The organism is Pseudoalteromonas porphyrae, from assembly GCF_001298125.1.
In the GTDB taxonomy this organism is placed as follows: domain Bacteria; phylum Pseudomonadota; class Gammaproteobacteria; order Enterobacterales; family Alteromonadaceae; genus Pseudoalteromonas; species Pseudoalteromonas neustonica.
The window spans coordinates 325689-351253 of the sequence record NZ_LHPH01000001.1 but is presented as its reverse complement, the minus strand read 5'-3'; the positions used below and the strand labels follow the sequence as shown (position 1 = coordinate 351253).

General features: G+C 40.4%; 16 protein-coding genes. 9 read left to right on the top strand and 7 right to left on the bottom strand.

The window, feature by feature from the left end; all coding sequences use genetic code 11:
* Positions 1–13: 13 nt before the first annotated feature.
* The 4 genes from ADS77_RS01425 to ADS77_RS01410 form a co-directional block, all read right to left on the bottom strand.
* Entirely contained in the window at positions 14–679 is a 666-nt protein-coding gene (locus ADS77_RS01425) for a class I SAM-dependent methyltransferase (RefSeq protein WP_054452547.1), read from the bottom strand.
* Positions 680–691: 12 nt separating this feature from the next.
* Positions 692–4345, bottom strand: coding sequence for an AAA family ATPase (locus tag ADS77_RS01420; protein ID WP_054452543.1), 3654 nt, complete (start codon positions 4343–4345; stop codon positions 692–694).
* Positions 4342–5586 (bottom strand): exonuclease SbcCD subunit D C-terminal domain-containing protein, encoded by a 1245-nt coding sequence (locus tag ADS77_RS01415; protein WP_054452540.1) that lies wholly within the window; start codon positions 5584–5586, stop codon positions 4342–4344. The genes ADS77_RS01420 and ADS77_RS01415 overlap by 4 nt, the downstream gene beginning before the upstream one ends.
* Before the next feature lie 76 nt (positions 5587–5662).
* On the bottom strand, positions 5663–5902 hold the full coding sequence (locus tag ADS77_RS01410) for a hypothetical protein (RefSeq protein ID WP_054203949.1): 240 nt from the start codon (positions 5900–5902) through the stop codon (positions 5663–5665).
* Between the two features lie 614 nt (positions 5903–6516).
* Here ADS77_RS01410 and ADS77_RS01405 point away from each other — a divergent pair.
* The 4 genes from ADS77_RS01405 to ADS77_RS01390 all read left to right on the top strand — a co-directional run bounded on the left by ADS77_RS01405 (position 6517) and on the right by ADS77_RS01390 (position 11175).
* Entirely contained in the window at positions 6517–8958 is a 2442-nt protein-coding gene (locus ADS77_RS01405; RefSeq protein WP_054452533.1) for a M1 family metallopeptidase, read from the top strand.
* Positions 8958–9476 carry a DUF6702 family protein gene (locus ADS77_RS01400; RefSeq protein ID WP_054203951.1) on the top strand — a complete coding sequence of 173 codons (519 nt, stop codon included), beginning with the start codon at positions 8958–8960 and terminating at the stop codon, positions 9474–9476. Before ADS77_RS01405 ends, ADS77_RS01400 begins: the two co-directional genes overlap by 1 nt.
* Positions 9477–9642: 166 nt before the next feature.
* Positions 9643–10287 (top strand): HAD family hydrolase, encoded by a 645-nt coding sequence (locus tag ADS77_RS01395; protein WP_054203952.1) that lies wholly within the window; start codon positions 9643–9645, stop codon positions 10285–10287.
* 162 nt (positions 10288–10449) lie between these two features.
* Positions 10450–11175 carry a YebC/PmpR family DNA-binding transcriptional regulator gene (locus ADS77_RS01390; protein WP_054203953.1) on the top strand — a complete coding sequence of 242 codons (726 nt, stop codon included), beginning with the start codon at positions 10450–10452 and terminating at the stop codon, positions 11173–11175.
* Between the two features lie 727 nt (positions 11176–11902).
* Here ADS77_RS01390 and ADS77_RS01385 read toward each other — a convergent pair.
* Positions 11903–14086 carry a malate synthase G gene (locus tag ADS77_RS01385; RefSeq protein ID WP_054452530.1) on the bottom strand — a complete coding sequence of 728 codons (2184 nt, stop codon included), beginning with the start codon at positions 14084–14086 and terminating at the stop codon, positions 11903–11905.
* 238 nt (positions 14087–14324) lie between these two features.
* On the opposite strand from ADS77_RS01385, the gene ADS77_RS01380 reads away from it, so the two are divergent.
* The gene (locus ADS77_RS01380) at positions 14325–15926 is read left to right on the top strand and encodes an isocitrate lyase (protein ID WP_054452527.1); all 1602 of its coding nucleotides are present in this window, start codon (positions 14325–14327) and stop codon (positions 15924–15926) included.
* Between the two features lie 902 nt (positions 15927–16828).
* Here the strand turns inward: ADS77_RS01380 and ADS77_RS01375 are convergent.
* Positions 16829–18853 carry a S9 family peptidase gene (locus ADS77_RS01375; RefSeq protein WP_054452526.1) on the bottom strand — a complete coding sequence of 675 codons (2025 nt, stop codon included), beginning with the start codon at positions 18851–18853 and terminating at the stop codon, positions 16829–16831.
* A gap of 271 nt (positions 18854–19124) precedes the next feature.
* On the opposite strand from ADS77_RS01375, the gene ADS77_RS01370 reads away from it, so the two are divergent.
* The 3 genes from ADS77_RS01370 to ADS77_RS01360 all read left to right on the top strand — a co-directional run bounded on the left by ADS77_RS01370 (position 19125) and on the right by ADS77_RS01360 (position 22026).
* Positions 19125–20030 carry a helix-turn-helix transcriptional regulator gene (locus ADS77_RS01370; protein WP_054452525.1) on the top strand — a complete coding sequence of 302 codons (906 nt, stop codon included), beginning with the start codon at positions 19125–19127 and terminating at the stop codon, positions 20028–20030.
* Between the two features lie 91 nt (positions 20031–20121).
* Positions 20122–20445 carry an ATP-binding cassette domain-containing protein gene (locus ADS77_RS01365; protein WP_054203958.1) on the top strand — a complete coding sequence of 108 codons (324 nt, stop codon included), beginning with the start codon at positions 20122–20124 and terminating at the stop codon, positions 20443–20445.
* A gap of 384 nt (positions 20446–20829) precedes the next feature.
* Positions 20830–22026: an MFS transporter gene (locus ADS77_RS01360; RefSeq protein ID WP_054452524.1), complete on the top strand. Its 1197-nt coding sequence runs from the start codon at positions 20830–20832 to the stop codon at positions 22024–22026.
* Between the two features lie 75 nt (positions 22027–22101).
* Here the strand turns inward: ADS77_RS01360 and ADS77_RS01355 are convergent, their stop codons facing one another.
* A complete protein-coding gene (locus ADS77_RS01355; RefSeq protein WP_054203960.1) occupies positions 22102–22611 on the bottom strand; it encodes an RNA polymerase sigma factor in 510 nt (169 codons plus the stop codon).
* Between the two features lie 831 nt (positions 22612–23442).
* Between ADS77_RS01355 and ADS77_RS01350 the strand changes: the two genes are divergently transcribed.
* Positions 23443–25539 (top strand): TonB-dependent siderophore receptor, encoded by a 2097-nt coding sequence (locus ADS77_RS01350; protein ID WP_054452520.1) that lies wholly within the window; start codon positions 23443–23445, stop codon positions 25537–25539.
* The last annotated feature ends 26 nt before the right edge of the window (positions 25540–25565 follow it).

The window sequence follows — 25565 nt, the reverse complement described above, 5'->3', positions numbered from 1 at the left end:
CCCAGTGCCATTATTAGCGTTTTTGTATAACATGACCGCTAAAGCTTAACGCTTTAAAGTACAGCTTTGCAGTGTTGAAACCAGACTCATTAAGTAGATCGGCTAAACGCATTCTATCTAGAGCAAAAAACTCATGCTCAAAATTATGTTTCATTCGCTCGATACCCACTTCAGTTAAGCCCAACTGCTGACATAATATAAACTGAGCATCACGTTCAAAGGTCGTCTCTGGGCGCATTAGGTCGCCTAGATATAGTTGCCCTTGCGGTTTTAGCTGTTTAGAAATTGCTTTTAGCATGGTTTTCTTATCGCCATTGTCAGCTAAAAAGTGTAGTACTAACAAACATATTGCAGCATCTACAGGGTCTGTTAACGTTGCCACATCCCCTACATGAATTGTCACGCGTTCACTAATGCCCATATCTGCGAAGCGCTGTTGGCCGATGTTAAGCATATCAATTGAGATATCTTGCGCGGTAAAACGCCATGTTGGGTTAAGTGTAGCAAGCTGTGCGATTTCTTTGCCTGTGCCAGAACCTACGATTAAAATATGCGCGTGATCGCCCAGCGTTGCTTTTAGCTGTGCCGCGGTGGTGCTATGGAGTAAATCATAACCTGGGACGAGTCGGGTTATGCGTGAGTCATACTCAGTTGCTTCGTCATTGGTAAATGTTGGCATAGTATCAATCCTTTAAATAATCGAAATAGTTGAATAACCACCAGGCTTTTTAGCGACGTGTACTTGTGTGGCAACTCGTTCAGTCATTTGTGTTACATGAGAAATAACTCCCACCTTGCGACCTTGTGCTTGTAATGAATCGAGTGCATCCATGGCAATACTAAGAGTCTCACTGTCTAACGTACCAAAGCCTTCATCAATAAACAAAGAGTTAATGCTAACTTTGTTTGATGACAGCGATGCAAGGCCAAGCGCTAATGCCAAGGAAACTAAAAATGACTCCCCGCCTGATAAAGTATTTACCGAACGTTTTTCATCTGCCATATCTTTATCAACAATAGCGATATCTAAAGTTTGATCAATTGCAGTGAGCTCATAGCGCTTGTTCAAAGTGCGTAAGTGGCTATTTGCATAATGAAGCAGTATTTTTAGTGTTTGTGTTTGCGCTAAATTACGCATGGTTTTACCTGTTGCATCACCGAGTACTTTGTTTAGTAAATGCCACTGCTGTGCCTGCGCTTGTAATGTGATCAATTCAGCTTGTTTGCTCTGCAGTAGATGACTATTTTGATTGTGTTGCTCAAGCGCCGTATTGGTTTCAAGTTGTGACTTGTGTAGCGCTGTTAATTGCTCGTTTATACTATTTAATTGCTCAACAAGCTCGCTATGATCATGCTTTGGTTTATCGTTATTTTGATGCTGCGCATGTGCATTTTGCTGCTGCTTTAATGCGGCGTTGGCATCAACTAAAGCGTGGGTTAATTGCGCGTGTTGTGTTAATTGCGCTTTAATATCCTCACCGCTTAGAGTTAGTAAAATTTCGACCTGTGCATGGCTAGCATCAACGTACAGGGTTTTAAATTCAGCAAACCATTCATTATAACGATCACTAAGTGAAACTTGATCTTGAGTATTTTCAAGTAGGCGTTGTTCATCGTTCTTAAGGCTTATAGCGTGTTCGTCGCGCTTTTTAATTGCGTTATCGTGGGCTTTTTGACTCTCATTAAGCTGTGTTTGGCATTGTTCTTGTTGAGCTGTTAGTTTTGCCAGATAGTCGTCTGCACTAATGTGTTCCCCATTAAATAGCGCTAAACGTTCACTTTGCGTTGTGCTTTGCAGTTGCTGAGCTGTGCTTGAGTCGTCATTGAGTGTTTTTAGTATTAGCTCAGCATCGGTTATAAGTGGGGTTAATTGTTGTATTTGTTGATCCGCAGCATCACGGCGTTTTTGACTTTGCTCTAGCTGTTCTTGGGCGTGCTGAAATTGCTCTACTTGCTGATTTAAGTCAGTTAAATTTAATGTGTTATTTTGCAATTGCTGCCAAAACTCGGCCTTTTCAAACTGCGAATTAAGCGCTGTGCTCAGCTCATTAATTTGTGTATTTAGTTCGTCCAACTTGTTGCTAAGTTGGTTTTGTTGGTTGGTTAAATCAACATGCTTAGTGTGTAAAACTTGTTGAGTTTGTTGCTCTGTTTTTAATGTACTTTGCAGCTGATTTACTTTCTCTTGTAAGCTGCGCTGTGTTTTTTGAGTTTCAAAATAGTGTGCTTTTTGCTCACTAAGTTGTGTGTATGTGGTATTAAGTTGCTCAGGGGTAAGCTCATTCAACTCACTGCGGGCCGCTTGCATGATGTTTTTAATTTCAAGTTGCTTGTTTTGTGCAGTGTGTATCGCTTGACTATGCTGAGTATGCTCGGCAACTAAGACGGCATGCTGTGTTTGATGTTGGTGAAGCTCAGTTAAAGCATGATCATAGTGTTGCTTAACGTTGTTAAAGTTGTTTTCAAAATCAGTTATTAAATTATCAAATTGCTGGTTTTGGTTATTGGCAAATGGATGTTCGGTTGCACCACAGACTACACATGGCTCATTGGGTGCTAGTTGCGTGCGTAAATGCTCAACATTTTCGCTGGCACGTAGGCGTGCTTGATTCAGTGCGTATTCACTGTGTTTAAGCGCTTGCTCGCATTGAATTAGTTTTTGTTTAAGCGATGTTTGTGTTTGTTGGCTTTGGGCAAGCTTTGCTGCAGTCGAACTTTGTTGCTGCGTACTTTGCTTAAGCTCAAGGTTAAATTGTTTATAACGTTCACGCTGCTCTTTTAAATAATCAATCGCTTTAAGTTGGGCGTCGTAATGCTCAATATTAAATTCATTTTGTTGCGTATTTAATTGATTTAGTTTTTGTTGCTCGTGTATAAGCGCTTGCTCATTAAACGTAACTTTTTCATTATGTTTGGCGAGTAACTCGGTTTGCTCTATTTGCTCGTTTTTTAACTTTTGGCTTTGCTCTGTTGTTATACTTAATTGCTGCTTAGCACTTAAAAACTGATTAAAACTGTGTTTATGGTAATTCCAATCACTGGCTAATTGCTTGAGTTGGTTGTGCTGTTCTAGCCATTGCTGGTGTTTTTCTGTGAGTTTTACAGCCTCATTATGATCTGTGTGGTTTTTTTTATGTTGCTGTTGTAAGTGAGTTAGTTGTTTTTGTTCTTTTTCGGTTTGCTGAGTGATGGTTGTAATTGCTTGTGCTTGTATCGCAATGTTGTTGTCGAGCTCGCGTGCTTTAGCTATAACTGGTTCAGCACTTTGCTTTTGTTGTTTCGCCGTTTTTAGCGTATCGCTGTGTGTTTCTAATGTACTAGCAAGATCCGTGATTAATGCTGCGTGGTCAATTTTTTTTAAATCACTGATTTTAGCTGTTAGCTCTGTATTTTGAACTGTTAAATCTTTAAAACGACGGCGATTATCTTTAATTTCAAGTGTACTTTGTGCCTGTTTTGCTTGCTCACTTTTTTGAGCAATAAGTTCAAGCGCGTTGTTTGCTTGTTGTTGGTTTTGTAATGCAGCCTGTAGGGCTTTATCTAATGTATTGGCTTGTTTATGCCAATTAATCCCTTGTTCGGTGTTGGCTAAGTCTTGTTTCGCTAATTCAATTTGTTTTTTCAAATCAGCAAGTACGGTTGTTTTTGTTGCCAATTCTTCATCTGTTAATAGTGTATAACTAGCTACGCTTGCTTTTAGTATTTCTAATTTACTGAGTTGCTCTTTATGACGCTCATAAATACGTTTACCAATTAAACTAAATTTATCGGTACCCGTTAGGCACTCTAAGAGCTGTGCGCGTTCATCTGCGCTGGCTTTTAAAAAAGCGGCAAACTCATGTTGTGCCAATAATACCGCACGCGAAAACTGCTCAAAACTTAAACCTATAATGCGCTCAATTTCTTTACTGGTAGCGCTTTTACTACTGACAAGTAAAGACTCATCTGGCAGGCTAAATAGCGTGTGTTCTGCGCTTTTTAAATTACCGTTTGCTTTGCCTCTTGCTCTGGCTATTTCATATCGAGCACGGTAACGTTGTTTATCTTGGCCTATAAAGTCAACTTCTGCAAAGCCCTGCCCTGCTCCACGGCGCAATAAATTACGGGCGTCATTGAGTCTAATATTGTCACCTTGAAACTCGACTTTATTACCATGGTCGCCACCTAAACGTGCGGTTTTAGCATATAAAGATAAACAAATAGCATCTAAAATTGTACTTTTACCTGCGCCGGTATCCCCTGTGATTGCGAATAAGCCCGCGTCTTTCAAAGGCGCGCTTTCAAAGTCTATTTGTGCATCGACGATTGATGCTAAATTATTAATTCGTACCGCGAGGATTTTCATTGTTGTTCTTGCTCCTCAAGCTCAGCAATTACATTAGTTAGTAGACTTTTAAGTTCGTTTGATACTTCTTCACCCGCTAAATCTTTATTTGCTGCAAAGGCTTGCTCTAATAGTGTGTGCGGGTTGAGCATTTCTACTTGCGTTAAGTCTTCAAATACCGGTGTGTTGTGCTCTTTATTTGTTTGACGAACACGCTCTATGCCACAAAAGTGTATATCTTTATTCTCTAGAGCATTCTCAATTTGCTCTCTAAAGGTGGTATCGGTGTCACCTGCGCTGAGTTTCACTCGTAAATAGGGGGCATGAGCATGATTACTTAAGTCCAGCTCGGTTATTTGCTCACATAATTGCGCAAGGGGCACGCAATCACCTTCGGGCAGTAAAATAACGTCATTTGTACGTGGAATGTAAAGGGGGTTTACAGTGGTTTCGATAGTCCCTTTTTCGCTGGTTTTAAATTCAATAAGACAGACTTGATGTTGATAGTGACGCTCTGAGAACGACATAGGCATTGGTGTGCCACTGTAACGAATAAAATCTGATTTAGCCACTTTCTGTGCTTTATGTAGATGCCCAAGTGCGACGTAGTCTGCATTGGTACTAAATACCTGTGCAGTGACAGCGTCTTCACCGCCAATGACTAAATTGCGTTCTGAGTCGCTGGAGATATCCCCGCCTTTGGCATGTAAGTGCCCCATCACGATTAAAGGTGTGATAGCGGGTTTATCTTGTAATGCGCATTCAGTGCTAAGCTGATAGGCCTTAGCAATGCCCTGAGCGTAATCTTGGCCGTTTTCATTGTTGCTGAGGAGGCTAACATCACTTGCGCGTAAAAAGGGCATAGCAATGATATGAGTGTTGATAAAATCAGTGTTCAAACGAATGACCACCCCATCTGGGTTATTCACATCAAAGCGCCCTACTACATGGGTATCAAATTGGGCAAGTAACGGCTGTGCGGTCATAATTCTGTTTGCTGAGTCATGATTTCCAGCAATAATAACAATATGTAAATTAGGGCAGCGTTTTTTTACGTCTTTTACAAATTGATAAAGCTGATTTTCAGCACTCGCTGCAGGCGTTGCTGTGTGATAAATATCACCTGAAACGAGTAATAAATCGACGTTTTCGTTAGCGAGCGTATCAATCAGCCAATTAAAAAATTGTTGATGTTCTTGGCTACGGCTGTGTTCATAGAAATGCTGGCCTAAATGCCAATCTGAGGTATGTAAAACTTTCATGTCACGCTCTTAAAAACGGTTAAGAGCGTCAATATACCCAAGCTATATTAAGATGCAAGGGTGAAAAGCTTAATCTTTAATTACTTAGGCTGTACCAAGCAAAAAGAACAAGAGGTAAAGCAAATAAAGCCATAATTAATGGCACCTTGAGTGCTTTAGTTTGTTTTGACTGCAACACTTTTAATGCATTTGTTTCGTTGCAGGCCGCTACTTTATCAATATAAAAATACCCAGAGTCTAAGTATTGTTTACAGCTTTGTTCGTCGGCTGGTATTGCAATTAGTTCTTGTTGTTTTTTTAGGATATAAAAATCCATATGACCACCGCATTTTCTGCATTATTTCGAAACACTTTTGAAGGAAAAAGCTGTGCTCTTTTACCCCTCAAATCAAAAAAGTGGGCGATTTTAAATACAAATGACTATAAAGATCAACTAAAAACTTCACTATTTTGTAATTAACGTATAAATAGCCGAAATTAGGCTTAAAAGCACTAAAATACTGCATAAAACAAGCCACATTGTATCTACTTTCTTATATTTAGGTATACGATTTAATGCATCATTTTCATCGTATTAATCGGCAATATCGATGAATTTAAAGCCTGTTTTTTGTATTTATTCAGTTGAGCGTTTTGCGCTGGAATTGTAGCAATACGATCATTTGTTACGATGTAAAATCTCATACTTTCCCTTTTACAAAAACGTGTTCAAGTTGCTCTGATTTCAAGTTTGCTTCTGTACTAACAGTAAAACATTTGCATGAATCTATGACTGTAAACCCCCTTTACGATACCAATATTATTGTAAAAGTAAGAGATTTAGGAATACATTATTTTTTACCCTATAAATGCGTGGGTTTATCGCTAATAGATTGAATAGTGTATGCAATTTTGACACAGTAACATTACACAAAATTAACAGGAACAATTATGAAAAAAGCAGTGATGACCTTGGGTGCACTCTTAGTACCTCTGGCACTTTCAAGTACTGTAATGGCGTCGTCAGTTGAGCAAACTAAGGGTTCGTTTGTTGATAAGTTTCGCCAACTTGATGAGGCATTGCCTACGCCAAATGTATATCGCAATGCAGCCGGTGCTCCTGCTGAAAATTATTGGCAACAAGAAGTTAACTACGATATTGATGTAAAGTTAGATGAAAAAAAGCGCCGTTTAACGGCTAGTCAAACGATTGAATATAAAAATAACTCACCACACACTTTAAAGTATTTATGGTTACAACTGGATCAAAATATTTTTAAAAGCGATTCAATTGCAGAGCGCACATCAACTTTTAATACAAATAAATTACAAGGTCGCCCAGATCAAAAACCAGCAAAGTTGAGCTTAGGCCAATTGCGTCGTCAACAATTTATGGGTGATAACGAATTAGGTTTTACCGTTGCTGATGTAAAAGACGATAACGGTAAAGCACTAAAAGTAACGGTTGTTGATACCCTTATGCGTATTGACTTAAATGAGCCACTTAAGCCGGGTAAAGATGTTGAATTTAGTATGAACTTTGCTTTCAACATTGTGGAAGAAGATGCCGTAGGTGCACGCTCTGGTTACGAGCACTTTGAAAAAGATGGCAATGATATATTTTTACTTGCGCAGTGGTTTCCGCGTTTAGCTGCTTACACTGATTATGAAGCATGGACTAATAAAGCTTTCTTAGGCAGTGGTGAGTTTACCTTAGAGTTTGGTGATTATGATGTTGAGATCACTGTTCCTGCTGATCACATCGTCTCGGCAACGGGTAAGCTTGATAACGCCAGCAGTGTGTTAACCCGCACTCAACGTAACCGTTTAAAAGAAGCTGAAAAAGCAAAACGGCCAGTTTTTATCGTCACTGAAGAAGAAGCACTAGAGAACGAAAAAGAAGGCTCAGACAAAACCAAAACATGGCACTTTAAAGCTGAAAACGTGCGTGATTTTGCATGGGCTTCTTCGCGTAAATTTATGTGGGATGCCAAAGGTTACCAACAAGGAGGCAAAGAGCAGCCATTAGTAATGGCGATGTCATTCTTCCCTAAAGAAGGGGGCGATTTATGGAAAAAATATTCAACAGAATCAGTGATCCATACGATGGATGTGTACTCTCGTTATTCATTTGATTATCCATATCCTGTAGCGCAGTCAGTCAATGGCCCTGTTGGCGGTATGGAATACCCAATGATCACGTTTAATGGCCCGCGTACAAAGTTACAAGATGATGGTACGCGTACTTATTCTCAAGCCGAAAAGCGCTTTTTAATCGGCGTGGTTATCCATGAAGTGGGTCATATTTATTTCCCAATGATTGTTAACTCAGATGAGCGTCAATGGACGTGGATGGATGAAGGATTAAACAGCTTTTTAGATGGTGTTGCAGGTCGTGAGTGGGATCCAACAATTCCATGGGGTGTTGAACCGCGTGATATCGTCGCGTATATGAAATCTGAAAACCAAGTTCCTGTAATGACTCAGTCAGATAGTGTATTACGTTTAGGCCCTAACGCTTATACTAAACCTGCTGCTGCACTGAACATTCTGCGCGAAGTGATTTTAGGTCGCGAGTTATTTGATTTTGCCTTTAAAGAATATGCCCAGCGCTGGAAGTATAAGCGCCCTACCCCAGCTGATTTTTTCCGGACTATGGAAGAAGCGTCAGGTGTTGATTTAGATTGGTTCTGGCGTGGTTGGTTCTTTACGACTGATCATGTTGATATTTCGTTAGATAAAGTATATCAGCTGCGTTTAGACACGAAGAACCCAGATATCGATTTTAATCGCTTGCGTGATATTGAAGCGGCTAAGCCTACACCACTATTTATTGAACGAAATAAAGCGGAAGGTAAAAAGTTGTGGGTTGATGAAAACACAGATGTGACCGATTTTTATGATGAAAACGATCGTTTTACAGTGACCAACAAAGAGCGTAACTCGTACAACAAATTTTTAAAAGGCTTGAAGCCGTGGGAACGCAAAGTTCTAGATCGCGCTGTTGCAGAAGATAAAAACTATTATGTACTTGAATTTTCAAACTTAGGTGGCTTAGTTATGCCGATCTTACTTGAGTTAACGTATGAAGATGGTAGCAAAGAAGAGCGTGCAATCCCGGCGGAAATTTGGCGTCGTAATCACAAGCACGTACAAAAGCTTATTATTACCGATAAAAACAAGCCTTTGGTATCTGTAACGGTTGACCCTCGCTGGGAAACTGCGGACGTTGATGTTGAGAACAACAATTACCCTCGTCGCATTATTCCATCACGAATCGAAGTGTATAAGCGTGATAAAAGTAAAGCCAAAGTTAGCCGCGATATCATGCAGGATATTAAAACTGAGCTAAAAAAAGATGAGCCGAAAGACGCTAATGAGGAGCAACAATAATGCGATTCTTGCTTGTTGCCTTATGTTTTTTAATTGCAGCGCCCAGTTTTGCACATCAATTAAAAGCGTCTGTAACAACTGTTTTATTCAATAAACGCACTAATAATATTGAATTAATGCATCGTTTTTATTTACATGATACCGAACATGCAGTAGAGCATTTATTTGCGGGCAATGCAGACATTATTAGTAACAAAAAAGATCAACAACGCTTTGCTGAATATATTGAATCGCATGTTGCTTTGAAAACCTTAGCAGGCGTTCCTTTGAAGTTACGTAAAGTAGGTGCACAAATTGATGGTAAATTCTTTTGGGTTTATCAAGAAGCACCTATTCCGCAAGGGATTGAAGGAATACGCATGAGCCATGGGGCTTTGAGAGAGTTATGGCCTGCACAAGTAAATATGGTAAATGTTGAAGGTAAAGGTAAGGTCAAGACCTTGCATTTTACCCAAGACGACACGTGGCTAGAAGCGCGCTTTGAGCCACTTCCAAAGAAAGAGAAAGATTCTGACTAATTAATTAGTGACTGTTCCCCCAACCAACGCGCACATTTCTTCTGTGCGCGTTTTTTTATCCTAAATTATTTAGATTTGTTCCTTTTCATATTTGAGCACGTACACTATCTTAAAGTAAGTTACTAAGATGCGAACACAACGCTGAACATCAGATACAAGGAAATGTATGAACACATATCATCATCATTCTGTTGAAGGGGTTATTTTTGATTTAGATGGGACTTTAGTGTCATCTGATCTTGATTTTACATTAATTAGAGCTCAAATAGGCTGCCCTGAGGAGGTTGACTTACTCAGTTATATAGCCACTTTACCGTCACCATATATGCGCGAAGAAGCAATGAACATTGTTCACCAGCATGAGCTTATGGATGCCCAGCATGCCTATTTACTACCCGGTGTTGCGAAAGCTATAACACAGCTTAAAGAGCTTGCTATACCAATGGCAATTGTGACACGCAATTATGACCGCGCTGTGGCGATTAAATTAAAAAATAATCCGCTGCCAATACAAACGGTACTTACGCGAAGTGATGCCCCACCGAAACCCGATCCGAGTGCGTTAAATGCAATTGCCACGCTGTGGAATATAGACCAGAAAAATCTCTTGTATGTTGGAGACTATCTTTATGATATTCAAGCTGCACATAATGCAAATATGAGAGCGTGCTTATACGCACCTGATGAAATGCCTTTATATGCCAATCAAGCAGATTACATTCTTCGTCACTTTAGTGAACTGCCTAAGTTAATAAATCAGTTGAGAGAAGATCAACAAGAGTTACTTTTTTTACACTCCAGCGTTCAATAATTTATTATTATGTTAAATAGAGTGTTGTTTAATGTTTTTAAATATTAGCCATGTGAAATGAAACATTATAATTGTTATTTGACACTCATTTAACTACTAGCCCAACACAGCGTGAATTGTTAAAATGTTTTCAATATATCGAGTTTACAATAGAGGCGTAAGATGGGCAGAGCATTTGAAGTCCGCAAAAGTTCAATGGCTAAAACAGCCAATGCTAAAACCAAAGTTAATTCTAAATACGGTAAAGAAATTTACGTTGCTGCAAAAAACGGTGAGCCTGACCCAGAAGTAAACCAATCGCTTAAGCGTTTAATTGAGCGTGCGAAGCGTGACCAAGTTCCTGCACATGTAATCGAAAAAGCAATTGAAAAAGCAGCGGGCGGAGCAGGGGAAGATTATTCAACAGCCCGTTATGAAGGTTATGGCCCTGGTAACTGCATGGTAATTGTTGACTGCTTAACAGATAACCCTAATCGCACCATTAAAGATGTGCGCTTACCGTTTACTAAAACCGATTCAAAAATAGGCACTCCAGGCTGTGTTGCCCATATGTTTGACCACTTTGCTGTATTAGGTTTTAGTGGTGATGACGATGAGGTCGTACTTGAAGCGCTGATGATGGCTGATGTTGATGTAACCGATGTAGAAGTGGAAGACGGTAAAGTATCTGTTTTTGCCCCGCATACAGAATATTTTAAGGCAAAAACAGCTCTTGAGGAAGCATTTGAAGGCATTAATTTCGAAGTTGACGAAATTACGTTTGTACCACAAGTACACATAGATATTACAGATGTAGATGACATTGCTAATTTTGATAAGTTTATTACCATGCTTGAAGATTGCGACGACGTACAAAACATTTATCACAACGCTACGGTTGTTAGTTAAAGGTAGCAGCGAGTTTATCTCGCGACAATGAGATTCGCGGTGGCAAAATACTCTCTTAAAAGTAATATCCACCGCGCTCCTGTAGTCATTTATACACGACAAGTCTATTTTACCAGCGAGGGCAGGGTGCACTGCGCGCTACACCGAGAAAGCTTAAGTAAAAAAGTCATTAATTTCCTTTCTGTGAACTGTGTATTCTCAGTGGTGGACAAATCACTTAAAGAATTTTATAAACCTGTACCTATGGGAACTGAAACACCGCGCTCAAGGTATTTCATATCATACTGCCAGTACGAGTTTACTCATTGAAGTATCGCGATGATTTATAAAGCCCCGTACTTTTAATACGTTTTTTGTTGGTTGGTAATCATTGCTGAATGTTAGCCATTCACTGTAGTTATGAATAAGCAAAAAAAAGCCAACCCGAAGGTTGGCTATATGACACAAATATACCCAAGCCACCTCAAGATGCAGAATTCAGCGTTTTACAGGGGCTTAATATCAAGGCGTTACTTTACAACAATGGCAGTCCCTTTTAAGAAGTAACAACGATGAGAGTAAGTGCCTGTGAAACGCCCAACGGGTTGGTTTTAAAGCGATTTATACTGCGTTATTGATTTTAATAATAGAACCACTATTACTTGCAATCAATGCCTTGCCTAAATCGCTTTAAATTCCAACTGAAACTCGCATCTTGAGGTGGTTTGGGTATAAACTCGAAGGGGAGTTATTGTTGCATTGCTTTGTATTTTATACGAAAGGAATGTAACAATGGTTCAGTATAGCCACTGGGTTGTTTAACGCCTTCTAATATAAGGGCTAGGGCTGCTTGATAGGCAATACTGTTTGCTAGGCTTTGGGTTGAGTCCGCCATATTGATATAAGCCGGATCACCTTCATTTTGCCCATCAACGACTTTTGCCATTTTTGCCATCGTATTCTCAATTTGTGCTTGCGTACATACCCCATGCTGTAGCCAGTTAGCCATATGCTGACTCGAAATACGTAATGTAGCACGGTCTTCCATTAAGCCTATGTGGTTAATATCAGGCACTTTAGAGCAACCGACACCTTGGTCAATCCAACGTACTACGTAGCCTAATATTCCTTGCGCGTTGTTATCGAGTTCAGCTTGAATATCTTCTTTGCTTAGCGAGTTTGCATCTACCATCAAAGGAGGAGTTAGTAATTGGCTTAAGCTTGCCTGTTGGCGTTGCGAAATCGATTTTTGACAGGTAAATACATCCACATCATGATAATGCATAGCATGTAAGGTGGCTGCCGTAGGGGAGGGCACCCATGCTGTATTGGCACCTGATTGTGGATGAGCAATTTTTTGCTCCATCATCAGTGCCATTTTATCAGGCATTGGCCACATCCCTTTACCTATTTGAGCGCGGCCACTTAATCCTGTTTGTAAGCCAATATCGACATTTCTGTCTTCATAAGCGCTGATCCAAGGTTGTTGCTTAATGGCTGCTTTTGGTAGGACGACGCCTGCTTGCATTGAGGTATGGATTTCATCACCTGTGCGATCTAAAAATCCGGTATTGATAAATACCACGCGTTGTTTTGCCGCTTCTATACAGGCTTTTAAGTTGACTGAGGTACGGCGTTCTTCATCCATTATACCCATCTTAATAGTGTTTGTTGGTAGTTGTAGAACCTGTTCGATTCGGCTAAATAAAGTATTGGTAAATGCAACTTCTTCAGGGCCATGCATTTTGGGTTTGACGATATTAATACTGGCTGCGGTGGAGTTTTTTACAGGGCTATTCCCGTTTAAGTCATGCAGTGCGGCGGTTACCGTGATCATTGCATCCATTATACCTTCAAATACATCATTGCCTTGGCTATCTTGAATTGCTGGGTTTGTCATCAAATGGCCCACATTACGCACAAACATCATGCTACGGCCTTTTAGGCTCAGAGGTTTGCCATTTACACCATTATAATGACGATCTGTGGCAAGGGTACGTTCAATGGTTTTTCCCTCTTTTGTAAATGATTCAATCAGTGTGCCTTTCATTAAGCCGAGCCAGTTTTGATAAACTTGCACTTTATCTTCACCATCTACTGCGGCAACTGAGTCTTCACAATCCATAATAGTGGTGAGTGCCGCCTCTAGTACAACGTCTTTTAAACCCGCCTTATCAGCTTGACCAATAGTGTGTTGATGATCTATTTGCAGTTCAATGTGTAAACCATGGTTTATTAGTAAAATGGCGCTAGGGTTTTGTGCTTCACCTTGAAAGCCTGTGAGTTGTTCTGGCTGTTTTAGGCCTGTTTGAGAGCTATCTCGTAAGGTGATAATGAGTTGACCGTTTACTACTGAATAGTTAGTGCTTTCAATATGAGAGCCATTCTCAAGCGGTAAGGCTTTGTCTAAAAACTGTCTCGCGTAGGCCATTACTTTAAAGCCGCGCACCGAATTATAGGTATTGCCTTTCTCTGCGCCATCTTCTTCACTTAGTACATCAGTGCCATAGAGCGCATCGTATAACGAGCCCCAACGCGCGTTTGCTGCATTAAGTGCAAAGCGTGCGTTGCTTACTGGCACAACGAGCTGAGGGCCTGCGGTAAGGGCTATCTCAGGCTCGGCATTTTCAGTCTCAATACAAAAATCATTAGGTTCAGGAACTAAATAGCCAATGTCAGTCAAAAATTGTTGATATTGCGCAGCATCCCAGTGTTTATTGGTTAAATGATAGCAATCAATTTGATGTTGTAAGTCTTCACGCTTAACTAATAATGCACGATTGATAGGGCTAAGGTCATTAATAATGTCAGTAAACCCTTGCCAAAAAAGTTGTTCACTAATACCTGTACCAGGTAATAGTTGATTATTAATAAAGTCGGCTAATTGGTTATTTACAGTTAACCCAAACTGGTTGTGAGAGGAGGTTGTCATAATTGCTATCCTTTAAACGGTCGCGATGCATAAATTTCTTATGTGCTAACCATAACGTAAAAACATTGCCATGGATGCTTTTTGGCCATTCATAAAATGTATAGCCAGCATAACAACTATAAATTTACTAAATTTTATAAATCGGCCTAATGTTGGTGTAAGCGCTACGGAGCATGAGCTCTTGGGCCTCTCTCACATATATAAACTTTAGTTTTAACCCGTTCAAAGGATTTTTATTATGACTACTTATCAACGTGAAACAGATACATTAGCAACACTTTGCCAAGCACAAGGTAAAACGTGGCAAGCAATTAACCCTGAATACGCAAGTCGTATGCGTTTACAAAATCGCTTTCGTACAGGGTTAGAAATTGCACAATTCACTGCCGACATTATGCGTGAAGACATGGCCGCTTATGATGCTGATACTAGCCAATACACACAATCACTAGGTTGCTGGCACGGTTTTACTGCCCAACAAATGATGATGGCAATTAAGCGTCACCAAAAAACCACTAAGCGCAGTTATGTATACTTAAGTGGTTGGATGGTTGCAGCTCTTCGCTCTGAGTTTGGTCCACTGCCTGATCAAAGTATGCATGAAAAAACCTCTGTACCGGCCCTAATCGAAGAGATTTATACGTTCTTAAAGCAAGCTGATGCCCGCGAACTTGACCATTTATTTAAAGATCTTGATAACGCCAAAGCAACAGGCGGCGATGTACAAACGATACTTGATAAAATCGATAATTTTGAAAGCCACGTAGTGCCAATTATTGCTGATATTGATGCTGGTTTTGGTAATGAAGAAGCGACCTACTTACTCGCTAAAAAAATGATTGAAGCAGGCGCTTGTGCGATTCAAATCGAAAACCAAGTATCAGATGCTAAACAATGTGGCCATCAAGCAGGTAAAGTAACCGTGCCGCACGAAGACTTTTTAGCAAAAATTAACGCCGTTCGTTATGCGTTTTTAGAACTAGGAATTGATAACGGCATTATCGTAGCGCGCACAGACTCATTGGGTGCAAGCCTTACCCAAAAAGTACCGGTATCACAAACCCCAGGTGATTTGGCGAGTCAATACAATGCCTTTTTAGAAACAACGCCAATTAATGGTGTAGAAGACTTAAAAGAAGGTGATACCGCCATGAAACTGAACGGTCAGTTGTGCAAGCCAACTCGTCTTGATAATGGTTTATTCCAGTTCCGTGAAGGCACAGAAAAAGACCGTGTGGTATTAGACTGTATCACTAGCCTGCAATCAGGCGCTGATTTACTGTGGATTGAAACTGAAAAACCGCATGTAAAACAGATTGCTGAACTTGTTAACCGTGTTAAGGAGCAAGTGCCAGATGCTAAATTAGTTTATAACAATTCACCATCATTCAACTGGACACTTAAGTTCCGTGAGCAAGTGTACCAAGAATGGCAGGAAGCAGGTCGTGACCTATCAGCGTACCCAAGTATTGATGATAATAAAGCACTGATGGCGCCAGAGATGGATGCCACTGAACTTGCAGTCGCTGCTGATGTGTTAGTACAGAACTTCCAACGTGATGGCGCACGTGAAGCTGGTATTTTCCATCACCTAATCACATTGCCAACATACCATACAGCGGCACTAAGCACTGATATTCTATCTGAAGGTTATTTTGGTGATTTAGGTATGCTGGCTTATGTACGTGATGTTCAACGCCAAGAAATTCGCCGTGAACAAGCGTCCGTTAAACATCAGGACTTAGCGGGCTCTAACATGGGTGATACACATAAAGAATACTTTTCAGGTGAGAATGCGCTTAAAGCCGGTGGCGAAGCAAACACTATGAATCAATTCTAATAGGTTTAATAACCAATAAAAATCCAATCCAACAATGTTGCAAAGGGCCTTAGGCCCTTTTTTAATGCGCTTTATACACCGATCAGTATTTTACTAAGTACAGATCAGTATTTAACCAAGCACAGTTCAGTATGTAACTAAGTACAGATCAGTATTTAACCAAGCACAGATCAGTATTTAACTAGCTGCTATTTTTATAATGATTATGGATCAGATTTTTATCAGCTGAGTGCTGATGGCATATTTAAGAGGAAAATATGGCTGTTTTTTAGTATCACAGGTACAAAATGCGATGTTTAGCTGCGCTTTTGAGCATAAAAATAAAAATATAAACCGATTTTTTACTAACTCTAACTGATTACAAACCACTTTTTTACCAACTTAAACGCCATAAACAGTGACTCAAACCGATTTTTTACCAACTCAACGACCAAAAAATGTCATAAACCGAAATTTTACTAACTCGATTTATACACAAAGTCCGATATTTGTATAAACTTGATGATATGTAAATGAGCACTCACTTTTTGTAAAGGGGGTTTACAAAAAGTAATGAGTGCGAGTTAGTAAAAGATAAATTGTAATTACTAAATGATGGCGCTAGGTTTTCCCTAAAACCTAGGGCGCGTTGACCTTTGTGGATTGAAATTTGTTCAACCTAGGGGCGATTTAATCGCGGCGCGAGGTTTGTAACCTAGCGGGCTAAGTAAAAACCGAGCAACAAAGAGTCAATCGCCCCTAGGAGGAACCCTTTGGGCAGCGCATGTTTGGCATTTATACTGCGTTATCGCCTATTTATGGGGAACAACCACACTACATAGGCTCTGCCTTGCCTAAATACCAAACATACTGCTGCAAAATCAATCACGAAAGGTCAACACGCCCTAGTCTTTAGAAGCTTTTTATTTACTGTGCTTATCAAACCACCATTGAATATAGGCCACTTTAGCCATCAAGTTTGATGGGCGTTTTGTAATTCCATGTGAGGCATCAGGAATGCGCACCATTGCGGTATCAACGCCTTGCAGCTTAAGTGCTTGATAGAATTGCTCTGTCTCTGAAATCGGTGTGCGGTAGTCAGCTTCACCCGTTAGTAGCATCGTTGGAGTTTTAACATTACCAACATAACTGATGGGCGAACGCTTCATGTAATGTTCAATATGATCCCATGGTTTACCTGGGAACCAGTAATCGGCAAAAAACGGGTAGAAGTCAGCAGTGAGTACAAAACTGATCCAGTTGATCACCGGCTTTGCAACTACAGCCGCAGCAAAGCGGTCAGTATGGCCAACAATCCATGCAGTTAATACACCGCCACCTGAACCACCAGTTACAAACAGTTTAGATTCATCAATAAAACCTTTAGCAATTAGTGCATCAACTCCCGTCATTAAGTCATCAAAATCGTTACTTGGGTAATTGTGATGGATGGTTTGTGCAAACTCTTTTCCGTATGAATCACTACCACGTGGGTTCATGTATAAAACGACACTCCCTTTGGCAGCAAAAAGCTGAACTTCAGCACTAAAGTGAGGGCCATAGTTAGCTACGGGTCCGCCGTGAATTTCTAGAATAAGCGGGTATTTTTTACTGCTATCAAAACCCGGAGGATAGGCAATCCAACCTTGAATAGGTAAACTATCGTGGTTTGATTTAAGCCAAATTTCTTCTACCTTTGCCAGCTTTTTATTGTCAAGGGCATCATCATTTAGCTTTGTTAAACGTTGAGTTTTCCCTCGTTTAATTATTGCGACATCAGACGGGCGCTGTGTATCGGCAAGAGTAATTGCCACTTCGCCATCATCACTAATATCAAAATCGCCGCCAGAATATGGACGACCGAATGACACACTACCAATATTTTCAGTCACTATTTTACGCTTACCGTTTCGTGGTTGATAAGCGAGCACGGTTTGTCCCTCACTGGCGTAACTAAAGTACACACCTTTTGAGTTATCTGCCCATTTAATTTTCCCAACACTTCTGTCAAAATCTGCCGTTAGACTGCTGGTATCACCTGATTTTAAATCACGAATATACAGCTGAGTGTTTTCATAATTAGTGCGTTTATCATCATACCCAGTATAGGCAAGGTAACGGCCATTAGGCGAAACGAGAGGTTGGTTATCAGGGCCGACTCTGTCGGTTATTTGGGTTATTTCTAGGTTGGTTAAGTTGAGCTTATAAACTTCTGAGTTAGTTGGTTTGAGTTTATATTCATTGTGACGATTTGCTGAAAAATATAGACTTTTACCATCATCTGCAAAGCTTATCGAGCCACCATGATTGAAGTCGCCAGAGGTTAACTGCTGTGCATTACCGCCATTGGCATCAATAGCAAAAAAGTGATTAAAGCCCGACTTAGTGTAGCCACCGCCATCGGCACGATAATAAACATCGTCGATAAACATCGCAGGTTTTGCCCAATCAGCTCCCTCAGGTTTTTCAGGAAGATTTACAGGAGATGATACTTTACTTGATACAAACTGGCTGAATACAAGTTTTTTACCATCGGGCGCCCAATGTAAACTGCCAGGGCTTTTGGTTAAATTACTTATTTTTGCAACAGCGCCTGTTTTTAACCATTTCACATAAATCTGACTGCTACCATCACGCGTTGAAATAAATGCTAAGCGCGTTTCATCTGGAGATAACACCGGCGAATAATCCATATGCACGCCAGAAGTAAGCGGTTGCAGTTGTTTTGAATTACTATCGACAGACCAAATATTACTGACTTTACGGTCTGACTTTATATCCATACGATTACGCACAAAATACACGGTTTTAGCGTCGTGCGTCATTTCAAGTTGATTGGCGTATTCAAGATCGAATACGTTTTCAAGTTGTAAGGTATTGTCAGCTTGAGCCGCGATGCCGCAAAAGCTCATCGCAGCCAGCAGTGCAAGAGGGGAGAGTAATTTCATTTTTATTCCTTGTTATTAAACAGCATTATTACTGTTATAAAGTAACAAAGGTTAAAAATACAGCTGATTGCGATGAAAAGCAGAGTTAAAGCCCCTAGATGTTTTTAGTTAAGTCGATTTTTTGATGAATTAATAAAGGAGTTAATTTAACTTTATTTACAAATGAAAATTATTATCAACTGCGGGGTGTTGTGATATAGTTTTAAAAATGCACTCTCAAAGCTCTTTGCAATGAGTGCAGCCAGCCCAGTTAGGATTGATAAGGTTTAAAATGACTTTGTGCAGTGACATTGAAATAGATATGACGAATAAATCGCAACAAATTGTAAGTGCACATAACTTTGTCCAGTTGTTACCCGGCTTATCAGTAAGCTTATCTACAGCAGATGATATGGGTCCTGCTGATACTAAACATGTGTTTCCTAGTGATGCGCAACATATTCATTTAAACAGCATTCTTGCGGGAAAATTCGAAGCTACTGTAGGCAATCATTTTTTGCAATGTAGCTGCGGAGACTTCAATATTGGCTTTTCAGCAGGTGAAAAATTTTGTTCATATCACAGCCATGATTTTTGCAATTTAGATATCATGATAAAGCCAGAACTACTTACTGAGCTTGCTGGTGAAGAACTCTGTTGCATAGAGTTGAGTAATCGTCACTCATTCTTTGTAAAACAAAGTGGATCGAATGGTAAAGTTAATGCATGTGCAAACCGTATTCACCAACTTATTAAAGAGCCACAAGCAAGTCCTTTGTTATTACATTCTGCGACGCTAGATTATCTATATTGGCACCTGAGCGCACTAAAATCAGTTGATAGCGGCAACCAAGTTTCATTTCGAGAAAAGAAGCAACTTATTGCTGCAAGAGATTTTTTGCTCTCTGATCTGAGTAACCCTCCGACGATTTCAAACGTGGCTAAAGAGGTAGGTTTAAATCAATGTAAGCTTAAGCAAGGTTTTAAAGCATTGTTTGATAACACAGTATACGGCTGCTTCCAAGAAGCAAGAATGAACAAAGCTATGAGTCTACTCAAAGACCATAATGTTACCGAAACGGCAATTTCATTGGGTTACAGCAATATTAGTCATTTTAGTGTAGCCTTTAGAAAACAGTTTGACGTGCTGCCAAAAGAAGCTCGGCTTAATTTAGCGCCCACCTTTGTGAGTAATTAAGCGTGTTACTAAAAATAAAAGTGGCGAACAATCAGTTAACGCCACCTTTGCATATATATCAGTTTAGAAATTAGTACCAACCGTTAAACCAATGGTTCGTTGTGATAGTGGCTTATTATCATCGGGTGGTCAAAGACAGCGCATTGCAATTGCCAGAGCGCTCTTAAAAGATGCGCCTATTGTGTTATTAGATGAAGCCACAGCTTCGTTAGATCCCATCACCCAAACAGACATCGTCCAAGCAATGAGTAATCTTTTACAAAACCGGACCGTGATCACAGTAGCCCATCGACTTTCAAGCACTGTAAACGCTGATAATATTATTGTACTTAAAGATGGAAAAGTAGTGGAGTCGGGGGGTCATCATTGCTTGTTATCACGTGGTGGATACTATACACAGCTCTGGAATGCATAGGCTATGTAACTGCGTAAAGGGGCTTTACAGTCATCTTTGTAAAACAAGGGTTTTACAATTTAATCTTGAATGTAGCCACCAAGTAATATTTTCATTATATATAATGATAAGTATTAGCTTTGTTGAGAATGATTTTTATTCGTGGTAGTGTTTTGGGAAACGTTGAGCATTATTTGTTTTTATCGTTTTATTCATAAGTATTTTGTTCAACAACCTTTTATTAAGAATTTAGCATGTATTTGTCGATAAAAAATAAAAAATCCTTACAGCTTCATGCCGAAAATCTCACCAGAGGAATAGACGATAACCACTTTAAAGCGATATGTCCTGAAGGTGGGGAGCGGCATAAAAACTGTGCAATACCCTCAATCATAAGGACAGAGAATGAGTAACCTAGTAAATAATGAAACCGTGCCACAAACGGATGCTCCATTTAGCCTGAAACCGCTTATGTTCGAAACCTTTGTGTGTACTATGGCGCTAATGGCATTTGCAGCTTTGGCTGCGCCCATTGCACGCGTTATCGGGCTTGAAGCATGGCAGCTTGGCACGGCAATGACTGTGGCCGGTGTTGCTTGGGTTGTTATGGCTCGGTTTTGGGGGAAACTAAGCGACCGTAACGGCCGTCGGCCAGTGATGCTATTTGGGCTTGCTGGCTTTGTTATTAGCTATGCGTTATTGGCATTGTTTATTGATTTTGCGATGCAAACGGTAATGGTGCAGGGACTCGCATTTGTCGGCATTGTGATAGGACGGAGTATAGCAGGGGTATTCTATGCAGCGGTGCCCGCAACGAGCGCTGCATTAGTGGCAGATCATATATCGCCTAAACAGCGAGCAGCAGCGATGGCTGGGATCGGGGCCTCGAGTGCCGCAGGTATGGTTATAGGCCCAAGTTTTGTAGGTCTCATTGGCCCTTATAGTTTAAGTATACCTTTATACATTACGGCTGTTTTACCCGCCATTGCATTGATTGTAATTTGGCATGTATTGCCAAGGCGAGAACATCACGTAAAGCCGGACGGTAACTCACTAAAATTAAACGATATGCGCTTACGCTGGCCAGTAATAGTGGCCTTTGTTGCTACATTTAGTGTTGCGGTTGCGCAGATCACGGTTGGTTTTTTTGCCCTCGATCGATTATTGCTAGAGCCTGCAAATACGGCGCGCACAGCAGGGGTTGCACTGGCTATTGTTGGTGTAACATTGATAGTTGCACAAATAATATTACGAAAGCTTGACTGGCAGCCGCGACGATTAATTAAATGTGGGGGGCTCATTGCTGCAGCAGGGTTTGCTTGTACGGTTTTTGCATCAACCCCGCTTGTGCTTTGCCTTAGCTATGGCGTGGCGGGCTTTGGCATGGGATGGGTATTCCCATCTGTTTCTGCATTGGCTGCTAATTCAGTTGAAGCCCATGAACAAGGCGCAGCTGCTGGAACAATCTCAGCAGCGCAAGGATTGGGTGTTGTAGTCGGGCCTATTGTTGGTACTGGTGTTTATAGTATCGATATTGGCTTGCCTTATGGGCTAATTGCAGTGATGTTATTGTTAGCGATATGCTGGCGACCACTAAAATAGTTATCTTTCCTCGAAATGTATAGCCCTTGCTTGCGCCGCGTAAAGCTGTTTCAGGTAAGGGTAACCACTCCCACCTTAATGAGTCAGTTCAACCTTGCAAGAATGGATCACTTCTTTAATCATAAAGTTAACAAGCGTAGGTGAGATTTTATACACAGAGGCTATCTCTTTTTGTTTCAAACGACCATGGCGATAAAAGCTGATTATATTTTTATGGCGAGTTGATAATTTGTTCATTGTTTTGTTAATGGATTCAGATAACTGCTGCTGTGAAAAATGTGCTTCTATATCAGAGCTGCTGTCATGTAATCCATCTAATACTATGCCATCCATATCAATTAACGCATCGCGTTTATTTTTTCTGAGCATATCAATAGCAATATTTCTGGCTACTTGATAGCTAAAACTTGTGGGGTTTTTTACATCATGGTTTTGTTGTTGGCTCATGGCCGCTAAGCGAATAAAGGTATCTTGCAAGGCATCTTCAGCTAAATAAGGGCAGTGTAGAATGGAGTTTAAAAATGCTAATAGTTTGGTCTTATTCTGATAAATAATATCTGACCACTTTACTGCAGATACCGACACTGCCAATTCCTTTTGGTTTTATTTTAGGGCCTCAGATGTTAATGAGATTTATTTTCATGCGCATTATGCATTTAGATGGCTATAACTGTCAATGGTTGTTTATTACGCATTTGTGATTCTGGCTGAAGGTTTAAGACTCGTGCTTTTTACTGTTATTAATTAGCAACTACGAAGAGGCTAAGTAATAGCGAAGATAAATAAGGTTATTAGGGCGTGTTGACCTTTGTGGATTGAAATTAGTTCAATCTAGGGGCGATTTAATCGCGGCGCGAGGTTTGTAACCTAGCGGGCTAAGTAAAAACCGAGCAACAAAGAGTCAATCGCCCCTAGGAAGAACCCTTTGGGCAGCGCATGTTTGGCATTTATACTGCGTTATCGCCCATTTATGGGGAACAACCACACTGCATAGGCGCTGCCTTGCCTAAATACCAAACATACAGCTGCAAAATCAATCACGAAAGGTCAATACGCCCTAGTTTTTACTTAAATTTTTGTTCCTTACTGGACAAAGAATATGAGTCAAAAATTGCTTTCTCAACGGTACGTACAGGCGAACCACGTAACTATTCGTTACAGTTAACTTATAGTTTCTAAAAAATATAAGCTCAGTTATATAACTGAGCTTTCTCCAGCGTAAACCACCACCGATAGTTAATCCACTGACTGCTTGCTCTAAGTTATAGGAAGAACAAAACCTGAACATATTTTTTGGTGCAATGCGTATAATGCCTTCAATAATAAGTGTTTTACGATATTTTTACTAAATTTTTATAGCCTACATTCGTCCTGTCGCAGTGTTAATTATTATTTTATAAATATTGAGAGGAATAAATGAAGCAGTTTTCTAAAGTTGCACAGGCGGTAGGTTTAGGTATTTTGGTTGGGACAACGGGGTTTGCATACGCGGATGATGTAACCAAAATCGATGCGAAGGAACTTGAAAAAATAGAAGTGTTGGGCAAACACTACCGTAATATTGGTGCAACGGGATTACCACTTGCCATTGGTGATACACCACAAGCTATTTCTTTAATTGATGCTGAGTATATCGCATTGTATGACTTAAACTCTGTGGGTGATGCGCTTGAGCACAGTGCGGCAATTCATACTGATCCTTCACCTTCTGGACGTGATCGTTTTGCGTATTCAAGAGGTTTTGCTATGAACCGTTATTTAGTTGACGGTATGGTATCGGCGGGTCGTACCTTTCAAAGTTCATTGCTTGATGCCAGTATGTTTGAGACGGTTGAAGTGATCCGAGGCTCAACGGGTATGCTACAAGAAGTCGGGCAGCCATCTGGGACTGTTAATCTTATCCAAAAACGTGCACAAGAGAGCTTTTCAGGTTACGTAAATGCTGAGCTAGGTTCTTGGGGGAAGCGTCGAGTAGAAGGTGATGTGACAGGTGCGCTGACCAATGATGGTTCAGTAAAAGCACGTGCGGTTGCGGTTTATGAAACCGCAGATTCTTTTCAAGACCGTGTTAATAGTGCACGTAAAGTGATTTATGGGACAATCAGCGCTGAGCTAACAGATGACCTTTCGGCTTCAGTATTCTGGTCGCAACAAGAAGATGAATTAGACGAGTTTTCAAGTGGTTTACCATTTAGCTATAGCGATGGCTCTGCATTTAATGGTGATGCCAGTCACAATGATACCCCGAGCTGGGTGTATGAAGATGTCAATCAAGATAACGTAATGGTTGAGCTACAATATACTTTGAATGATGATTGGTCCATTCAGGGTCGTTACCATCGCTCAGATGTTGAGTCAGATGGGATATTTTTTAGTGGCGATTCATTACCAGATGCTGAGTCTGGGTTATATCGTTCTTTCATAAACCACTCTGATCGCGAGAATGAAAGTGAGCGTGCTGAACTTAATCTAACAGGTAACTTTACGTTGTTAGCACGTGAACACAATGTCACGTTTAGTGTTGCAGATGCCAGCTTTTCAGAACTTGAAAAGCGTGCATTTCCAAAAAACTCTCCTGATATTAATGCGAATGACCCTAGCAGTAGCGTAAGTATTCCAATGCCTGTATTTTCTGAACCTTCAATCACTAATTCAGAGCAAGAGTCTAAGAACTACCGTATTGCTGCTAATTTAAATGTGGCTGAACCTATTAATATTCTATTAGGTGCAAATTATAAAGATATTGACTCACGTGCAGGCGCTGGCCATGTATTGAGTGATTGGGTCAACAACAGCGATACTAGCCTATACATTGGCGCAACTTATGATGTTACAGAAGCGGTTTCTGTTTATAGTAGTTACACCGACATTTTTGAACTCCAAATGGTATTCGACAAAAACGGGAACTTACTCGATCCAACAGTCGGTAAAAATAAAGAAATAGGGGCACGTTATTCATCGCTCGATGGCAATTTAAATATTGATCTCGCTTTGTTTAAGATTAACCAAGAAAATTACGCTATTAATGATACAAGTGCAGCGGCAGCCCGTATCTATAAAACGGTTGATGGTGTTGAGTCCAAAGGCTATGAAATTGAAATCAGTGGCTATATCAATGACCAATGGCGTGCATCAATCGCGTATAGCAATCTGAGCCTAGCAGATAACAATGAAGGCCGTATTTCTAAAATCGTGCCGGATAAGGTGGCTAAATTTAATACGGATTATGAATTTGATGGCCTGTTTGCTGGATTAACCCTTGGTGGATTTATTAATTGGACGGGTGAGAGGCATGGCTTTATTCTTGCCCCAGGTAAAGGCTTTGAGTACCCACAGTTAAGTGCTTATACTGTCATTGGTTTAGTGGCGAGCTATGACGTGACGGATAACTTAAATGTCAAAGCGAATATTAATAATGCGTTTGATAAAGAGTATGAAGGTAAAGTGGCATGGTTTAGTAGTAGACCGGGCACGCCTCGTAATTACTCAGTACAGTTAAATTATCGGTTTTAAAAAATATAAGCTCAGTTATATAACTG

Excerpts from the sequence above, each read along its gene's own strand:
- ADS77_RS01400 (WP_054203951.1), top strand. The coding sequence starts at position 8,958 with ATGCGATTCTTGCTTGTTGCCTTATGTTTTTTAATTGCAGCGCCCAGT.
- ADS77_RS01375 (WP_054452526.1), bottom strand. The coding sequence starts at position 18,853 with ATGAAATTACTCTCCCCTCTTGCACTGCTGGCTGCGATGAGCTTTTGC.
- ADS77_RS01415 (WP_054452540.1), bottom strand. The coding sequence starts at position 5,586 with ATGAAAGTTTTACATACCTCAGATTGGCATTTAGGCCAGCATTTCTAT.
- ADS77_RS01350 (WP_054452520.1), top strand. The coding sequence starts at position 23,443 with ATGAAGCAGTTTTCTAAAGTTGCACAGGCGGTAGGTTTAGGTATTTTG.
- ADS77_RS01365 (WP_054203958.1), top strand. The coding sequence starts at position 20,122 with ATGGTTCGTTGTGATAGTGGCTTATTATCATCGGGTGGTCAAAGACAG.
- ADS77_RS01380 (WP_054452527.1), top strand. The coding sequence starts at position 14,325 with ATGACTACTTATCAACGTGAAACAGATACATTAGCAACACTTTGCCAA.
- ADS77_RS01405 (WP_054452533.1), top strand. The coding sequence starts at position 6,517 with ATGAAAAAAGCAGTGATGACCTTGGGTGCACTCTTAGTACCTCTGGCA.
- ADS77_RS01395 (WP_054203952.1), top strand. The coding sequence starts at position 9,643 with ATGAACACATATCATCATCATTCTGTTGAAGGGGTTATTTTTGATTTA.
- ADS77_RS01360 (WP_054452524.1), top strand. The coding sequence starts at position 20,830 with ATGAGTAACCTAGTAAATAATGAAACCGTGCCACAAACGGATGCTCCA.
- ADS77_RS01410 (WP_054203949.1), bottom strand. The coding sequence starts at position 5,902 with ATGGATTTTTATATCCTAAAAAAACAACAAGAACTAATTGCAATACCA.
- ADS77_RS01370 (WP_054452525.1), top strand. The coding sequence starts at position 19,125 with ATGACTTTGTGCAGTGACATTGAAATAGATATGACGAATAAATCGCAA.
- ADS77_RS01420 (WP_054452543.1), bottom strand. The coding sequence starts at position 4,345 with ATGAAAATCCTCGCGGTACGAATTAATAATTTAGCATCAATCGTCGAT.
- ADS77_RS01385 (WP_054452530.1), bottom strand. The coding sequence starts at position 14,086 with ATGACAACCTCCTCTCACAACCAGTTTGGGTTAACTGTAAATAACCAA.
- ADS77_RS01425 (WP_054452547.1), bottom strand. The coding sequence starts at position 679 with ATGCCAACATTTACCAATGACGAAGCAACTGAGTATGACTCACGCATA.
- ADS77_RS01390 (WP_054203953.1), top strand. The coding sequence starts at position 10,450 with ATGGGCAGAGCATTTGAAGTCCGCAAAAGTTCAATGGCTAAAACAGCC.